This is a genomic window from uncultured Microbacterium sp. (genome assembly GCF_963521695.1).
Taxonomy (GTDB): domain Bacteria; phylum Actinomycetota; class Actinomycetes; order Actinomycetales; family Microbacteriaceae; genus Microbacterium.
This window is the reverse complement of the sequence record NZ_CAUQWC010000201.1, coordinates 1-6,440: the sequence shown is the minus strand read 5'-3', so window position 1 is coordinate 6,440 and position 6,440 is coordinate 1. Positions and strand designations below refer to the sequence as shown.

At 69.1% G+C, this 6,440-nt stretch carries 5 protein-coding genes and 1 tRNA gene; 2 read left to right on the top strand and 4 right to left on the bottom strand.

Annotated features, from left to right (window positions below; all coding sequences use genetic code 11):
* A partial coding sequence (locus RWP81_RS13175; RefSeq protein ID WP_399540606.1) for an inositol monophosphatase family protein occupies nucleotides 1–791 on the bottom strand: 791 nt, incomplete at its 3' end.
* Nucleotides 792–902: 111 nt separating this feature from the next.
* Here RWP81_RS13175 and RWP81_RS13170 point away from each other — a divergent pair.
* A tRNA-Lys gene (locus RWP81_RS13170) sits at nucleotides 903–978 on the top strand.
* Between the two features lie 1,138 nt (nucleotides 979–2,116).
* A complete protein-coding gene (locus RWP81_RS13165) occupies nucleotides 2,117–3,862 on the top strand; it encodes a DUF4082 domain-containing protein (protein ID WP_314456810.1) in 1,746 nt (581 codons plus the stop codon).
* A gap of 88 nt (nucleotides 3,863–3,950) precedes the next feature.
* Here the strand turns inward: RWP81_RS13165 and RWP81_RS13160 are convergent, their stop codons facing one another.
* The 3 genes from RWP81_RS13160 to RWP81_RS13150 are packed head-to-tail and all read right to left on the bottom strand — an operon-like array spanning nucleotide 3,951 to nucleotide 6,436.
* The gene (locus RWP81_RS13160; protein ID WP_314456808.1) at nucleotides 3,951–5,180 is read right to left on the bottom strand and encodes an MFS transporter; all 1,230 of its coding nucleotides are present in this window, start codon (nucleotides 5,178–5,180) and stop codon (nucleotides 3,951–3,953) included.
* Nucleotides 5,177–5,638 carry a MarR family transcriptional regulator gene (locus RWP81_RS13155; RefSeq protein ID WP_314456806.1) on the bottom strand — a complete coding sequence of 154 codons (462 nt, stop codon included), beginning with the start codon at nucleotides 5,636–5,638 and terminating at the stop codon, nucleotides 5,177–5,179. The genes RWP81_RS13160 and RWP81_RS13155 overlap by 4 nt, the downstream gene beginning before the upstream one ends.
* Before the next feature lie 51 nt (nucleotides 5,639–5,689).
* Complete coding sequence (locus RWP81_RS13150) at nucleotides 5,690–6,436, bottom strand: IclR family transcriptional regulator (RefSeq protein ID WP_314456814.1); 747 nt, start codon at nucleotides 6,434–6,436, stop codon at nucleotides 5,690–5,692.
* Nucleotides 6,437–6,440: the final 4 nt, after the last annotated feature.

Below are 6,440 nucleotides of genomic sequence, written 5' to 3'. Positions count from 1 at the left end.
CCGTGCAGCAGGGCGAAGAAGTCGTCGTGCAGGACGCCGTTGGTCGCGAACGACGACCCCGCGTCGAGACGGTCCGAGCCGTCGAAGGCGGTGAACCGGCCACCGGCCTCGCGCACGATCGGTGCGATGGCGGCGATGTCGTACTCCTTCACGTCGAACTCCGCGACGAGTTCCAACCGGCCCTCGGCGAGCCACATGTACGGCAGCGCGTCGCCGTAAGCCCGGTCGCGCCAGACCGCGCGCGCCAGCCGCTCGAGCGCAGGCATCAGCTCGACACCGTCCCACTGCTGGATGCTCTGGAAGCTGATGCTCGAGGCGCCGATCTCACCCACACCCGACACCCGGATGCCACGGGTTTCACCCGATGACGTGGTCGTCCAGGCGCCGTGCCCGACCGCGGCCCACCATCGACGCCCGATGGCGGGCTGGCTTACGACGCCGACCTGGGGGACGCCGTCGACGGAGAGGGCGATCAGCGTCGCCCACACCGGGATCCCGCGCATGTAGTTGTGCGTGCCGTCGATGGGGTCGATGACCCATCGGCGGGCGGTGTCGCCGGAGGAGCCGTACTCCTCACCTAGAACGGCGTCGTCGGGCCTTTCCGCGTCGAGGATGGCGCGGATCGCGCGCTCGGTCGCGAGGTCGGCTTCGGTCACATGCGTGCGGTCGGGTTTGGTGTCGATGCGGAGGTCGGCCGCGTCGAAGCGGCGCATCGATACGGCGTCGGCGGCATCGGCCAGGCGCAGGGCGAGGGCGAGGTCGTCGGTGAGGGTCGGAGGCGTCGCTTCGATCGGGGACACGGCTCAAGGATACGGTCGATCGGCGGTCGATTTTGCGTGCCCGCGTCGCGCCTGGTAACGTAATCCCTCGGTTCGGAACGCGAGTTTCGGCCCGAATGGAACGCACCTCTAGCTCAATCGGCAGAGCAACTGACTCTTAATCAGTGGGTTCTCGGTTCAAGTCCGAGGGGGTGCACCAGCTACGAAGCCCGGCTTCCCATCGCGAGATGAGACGCCGGGCTTCCGTCTTTCCGTGGTGCCCGGCCGGTCTTCCCGCTTACCGTGCGGTCACCGTCGTCAGAAGACCTGGTCCTGCTGCGCGAGGGCGTCGTGCGCATGCGAGCAGTACCCGGGGTGGCCCGCTTCCCGTGCAACCCGCGGGGTGACGATCATCTCGCATCGGGGTTCCGACATCTCGCCCCGGGTCCCGTACTCGCAGAGCGAGGGGCGATCGAGCCTCGCATCCGTCCATCGCAACGGTCGCCCTATCGATGGCTCTCCGATGAGCATCGCCGTCCCCCTCGTTCCGCCGGTGGTAGGGGCCCCCGCCCGACCACGACATCCATCTCCGTCGATGGTGTCCTCCGCGCACGGAGCGGCGACCCGACGATCATGTCTACCGCGCGCGGCGCCGGTCATCCCGCGGTCGCGCTCATGATCCGTAGTGCCCCACTACTGGTTCCGGCACTCCGTAGTCGCTTCGTCGGGGGAGCGGCATCGGTGGTCGATCGGCAGGAGTTTTCGGCACGACCTGAAATAGGCGGTTGGCGCGGCGGAGAGAATGACGTCGTTTGCCGAGGGGATGAACTTCGTAGACCGCGCGGGTGAATTGCTTCGGAAACGTACGTTCGGCGGAACCGCGCTCGCTACGTTGACGCCATTGGTCCTGTCCCACGGTGGGCCGCGCGGTCCATTCTCATCGCGCGTTCCGCGGAAATCGCAGAGGGATCGTCGAATGACGCTCTCGTACTCGCTTTCACGCCCCCAAGGGCCGAGTTACCGCTATCTTCCGGCACTCGACAATGCGGTGTCAATAGCGCGTTCCGCGTCCTGATGCGGGTTGCTCCGCTGTCGAGGCTCGGCCGCCGCCCGGCGCAACCACGTGCTCCCCGCCGGACGGCCCGGTCGTTCCGGCGGTCTTCTCCGTTTGCACGGTCGTTCGACACGTTCGGGAGCTGAAATGAGGGCGCTCCGCGCGGTCCATTCTTAATCCACCCGTAATGGTGCGGGTATAAGGTCGGATTTGCTGCGCCGCAGCGGTCCTGACATTTGCACCCGCCGCGGGGCGTAAAGAAACAATGCGCACCCTGAGCTCGAGCCGAAAGCACAATGCGCCCATGGAACTCAACGCCGCCTCCGGTGTTCCGTCCCGTTCGTCCGCCCGCCACCGACGCACCCTGATCCTCACCACCGTCGCCGTCGCCGCCGCCCTGGTCACTGGCAGTGCGACGCCCAGCGTCGCCGCGGTGACCGGGCCGGTGGGACTCCTCCCCGACAGCGCGCGACCGCAGGTCAACGCGATGCCCGTCCCCGGTCCGCTCGAGGTCGGCTTCACCTTCTCGCCCGCGGAGTCGGGCGCCCTATCGGCCGTGCGGTTCTACCAGAACGCCCCCAACTCGGGTGTGGTGAGCGCGTCGGTCTGGTCGTCCACCGGTGTCCTTCTGGCGCAGGCGCCGGTCAATCCCGTGGCCGCGGTCGGCTGGCGAACCGTCCCGATCGCGCTCGACCTCGACGCGGACGTCTCGTACACCGTGAGTGTGCTCGACAACGACGGCCGCATCCCCGCCATCGAGAACTTCTTCGCCGAGGCGAAGACGACCAACGGCATCGTCACTCCCGCGAAGGCCGGGGTGTACAAGGCTTCCGCCGGCTTCCCCACCGTCGGGCAGACCTCCAGCGGTCTCATCGACATCGCTTTCACCGCCGAACCCGACCTCGAGTCCGGATCCGAGTCGCCGGTCGAGCCGACCGAGCCGGACCCGACCGAGCCCGCACCCACTCCGACTCCGGTCGAGTCGGCGGCGCCCGAGCCCGACCCCGCCGGACCCGTCAGTGCCGTCGGCCCCGACGGCACCCACTGGCCCGCCAACACCCCCCGTGCCGATGAGGCACGCGTGGTGCAGGTGAAGCCGACGTGGGCCGCGATCTCCGCAGCGATCAACGCGGAGGCCAAGACGTCGGACGACGTGGTCATCTGCATCTCGCCGGGAACCATCACGGGCGGCAACGGCTCGGGATCCAGCGCGAAGGGCGTCATCCAGGACGTCGGAAACGCCAACCGCGCTTCGCGCATCCTGGTCGACGCGTGTGACGGTATCGGCACGGTCAAGACCGCCGGAGACAAGGGGATCGCCTTCGTCGGCGTCCGCGGTGTGTCGATCGTCGGCATCGACATGGGTGACACGTCGGTGATGCTGCGCAACGTCGAGTCGTTCGGCTTCGGGTACACCACGGTCGGCACGCTCCTCGTGACCGCCAACGGAGGCCGCGGAGTGCGCGACGCCGACGTGGTCGAGGTGGTGGCGGGCACCGAAGCCGTGGCCGGCGCCGGCTACGACCGCATGGAGGTCAAGTCCGCCGACGGGTACAACATCGACGGTCTGACCTTCTCGGGTCTGTACGCCGCCCCGCACTACAAGGCTCGTGGCTCGAACGCCCACACCGACACGATCCAGTTCGTGACCACTTCGGGCAAGGGGACGATGACCGACATCGTGATCGAGGACTCCGCCGTCTTCGCGTCGTCCAACCAGGGCATCATCGCGGGCAGCAACAACGGCGGCGAGATTCGCAACACCGTCGTCGTCGGCGGCAAGACCAGCCAGCAGCGCTACCCCGTCTACGAGGGGGGTCAGCCTGTGCTCGCGGCGAACTCCCTGCATGGAACGTGGTCGGACCTCGCGATGGACACCTCCACCGTCGCCGGCAGCGTCTCGCCGTCGTACTCGTTCTCCGAGGTCGAGGCGTCAGAGAGCACGAAGGGCGATCGCGGGTTCAGCAAGCTCGAGCCGATGACGCTCGACGACCTCGACGAGATCGCGCCCGTGCCGACAGCCGAACGCCTGGCCGCCATCTGGGGCTGACGCGTGCACGGTGAGGCGCCGGATGCCGCGCCCGATCGGTTCCCGATCGAGTGTCGACATCCGGCACCTCACCACCGGCTCCGCGGCGTCACGCCGCGTCGCCCACCAGCACCGCGGCGCCCTCGTCGGCGGCATCCGGGTGCGCGCCGTCGATGTGGGCGAGCAGCGGGCGTCCGATCAGGATGCAGAGGCTGGCTATCACGACCGACGCGGCCGCCATGATGTACGGAACACCCGCGTTGAAGGCGTGCCACAGCAGGGCGGCGAGCGGCGGAGCGACGGCGCCGCCGAGGAAACGCACGGCGGAGTAAGCCGACGACGCCACCGAACGCGGCAGGTCGGTCGCCTCCATCACCGCCTCGGTGAGCGCGGTGTTGACCACGCCGAGCACGAGTCCGCCGACCACGATGCAGATGACCAGGGCGGCGGCCGACGACACCACGAACGCGGCGGCGACGAGATCGAGGGCGAGAAGCGGTAGGGCGATGAGCAGCACCGTAGTCAGCCGCAGACGCCGCAGCAGCAGCGGTGCAACCCACACGCTGGTGACCGCCAGTCCCAGACCCCACCCGAAGAACGTCAGGCCGATGCCCATCGCGCCGAAGCCGAGGGGGAAGGGCGAGAACGCCAGCAGCGTGAAGAAGCCGGTGTTGTAGAACAATGCGGTCGCGGCGAGGATCGCCAGCGCGGGTCGACCCAGAGCACGGAACGGTGCGCTGAACGCCAGAGGCGTGCGTTCGGGAGTGGGTCCATGCAGGAGCAGCATCACGGCCACGAACGCGATGGCCATCAGTGCGACGACGCCGAAGAACGGTCCGCGCCAGCTGACCTCGCCCAGGATGCCGCCCAGCAACGGTCCCACGGCGATGCCGAGGCCGAGGGCGGCTTCGTACAGGATGATCGCCGCAGAACTACCCCCCGACGCCGCCCCGACGATGGTGGCGAGAGCGGTCGAGATGAACAGCGCGTTGCCGAGTCCCCACCCGGCGCGGAAACCGATGATCGCGTCGACACTGCCGCTTAGGGCGCAGAGGAGCGCGAACACCACGATGAGAGCCAGGCCTACCAGCAGCGTCGCCTTCGCTCCGATCCGGCTCGAGATCCAGCTCGTCACGAGCATCGCAAGGCCGGTGACGACGAGGTAGCTCGTGAACAGCAGCTCCGTTTCGACAGGGCTGGCCTGCAACGACTCGGCGATGGCCGGAAGGATGGGGTCGACGAGCCCGATGCCCATGAACGCCACGACGCACGCGAATGCGACGGCCCACACTTGCGCGGGCTGCTGCCAGATGCGGGGTGCTGCGGTGTCGGCGGTCACCGGACGACCTCGTTCCGTTCGTGGGTGAGAGGCGCGACGGGCACGAGACCCACGCGCAGCGAGAGCGCCGAGGCGGCGACGCCGACGGCATCCCATTCCGTCCCCGACAAATCGGCGACGTGGGGCGCGAGCGCCGCGCGGAACTGTTCGAACCAGCCGGCGAGTGCCGCCAGGCCGGCGTCGGTCGCGCGGACGACGCTGACGCGTGAATCGCTCGGGTGCGCGGCGCGTTCGACGAGCCCCGCCGCATCCATCTGATGCACGAGCCGGGTCATGCCGGGCTGCGTGACGCGACTCAGCGTCGCCAGATCGCCGAGCCGCTGCGGTCCGTGGTCGCGCAGCAGTGTGAGCGTGCGCCACTGCGCCGACGGCGCGTCGTTCTGGGTGTCGATGGCCGCGATGCGCGTGAGGGCGTGCACCGCGAGCAGGAGTCTCTGCAGGTCGTCGTCGCGGGTCATGAGAAAAGCATACCGCAGGTATATACCTGAGGTATCTAAAGCGGAACGCGGTTAGGACCGCGCGGCGATCCGCGTCGACAACTGATGCGCATGAGCCAGCAGAACGCGCCCCAGCTCGGCCAGGCGCTCGCCGCCGAACCGGAACTCGACGCCGGTCAGACTCAGCGCCCACTGCGGGTCGCCCGACCGCGTGAAAACTGCCGCGCCCAGACCCCAGCTGCCCTCGACGATCAGGCCCGGATTCACGGCGTACCCGCGGGCCTTGGTGTCGGCGATGCGCGTGCGCAGGCGCGCGGGGGAGTGCGACGACCCCCACCGTTCCGCCAGCTCCGGATGCCGCTCGAGGTACGCGTCCACATCCTGGGGCGGGAGGAACGCGAGGATCGCAAGTCCGGCCGACGCGACGCCCAGCGGGAACCGCACCCCCTCCGACAGGACGAAGGAGCGGATGGGGAAGCTGCCGTCCTCGCGCACCAGGCAGACCGTCTCGTCGCCGCGCCGCACCGAGAGGAACGCACTCTCCTCCGTCCGTACGGCGAGCGAGCGCACGATGTCGCGCGCGGTGGCGGTGACATCGAATCGGGATGCCGCGACGCTCCCCATGAGATACAGCTCGGGCCCCGGCAACCACCGTCCGGAGGCGTCGTCGCGGTCGACCAATCCCTCCGCGCGCAGCGCGGTGAGCAGGCGGTGCACCGTCGGGCGGGTCAGGGCCGCGTCGTGCGCGAGGTCACCGACGCTCGCGCCGGTGTCGCCCGCGGCGGTGACCAGGCGCAGCAGGTGCGCCGCGCGGGCGATGACC

Coding starts and splice junctions, on each gene's coding strand:
- RWP81_RS13165 (WP_314456810.1), top strand. CDS start 2,117: ATGGAACTCAACGCCGCCTCCGGTGTTCCGTCCCGTTCGTCCGCCCGC.
- RWP81_RS13155 (WP_314456806.1), bottom strand. CDS start 5,638: ATGACCCGCGACGACGACCTGCAGAGACTCCTGCTCGCGGTGCACGCC.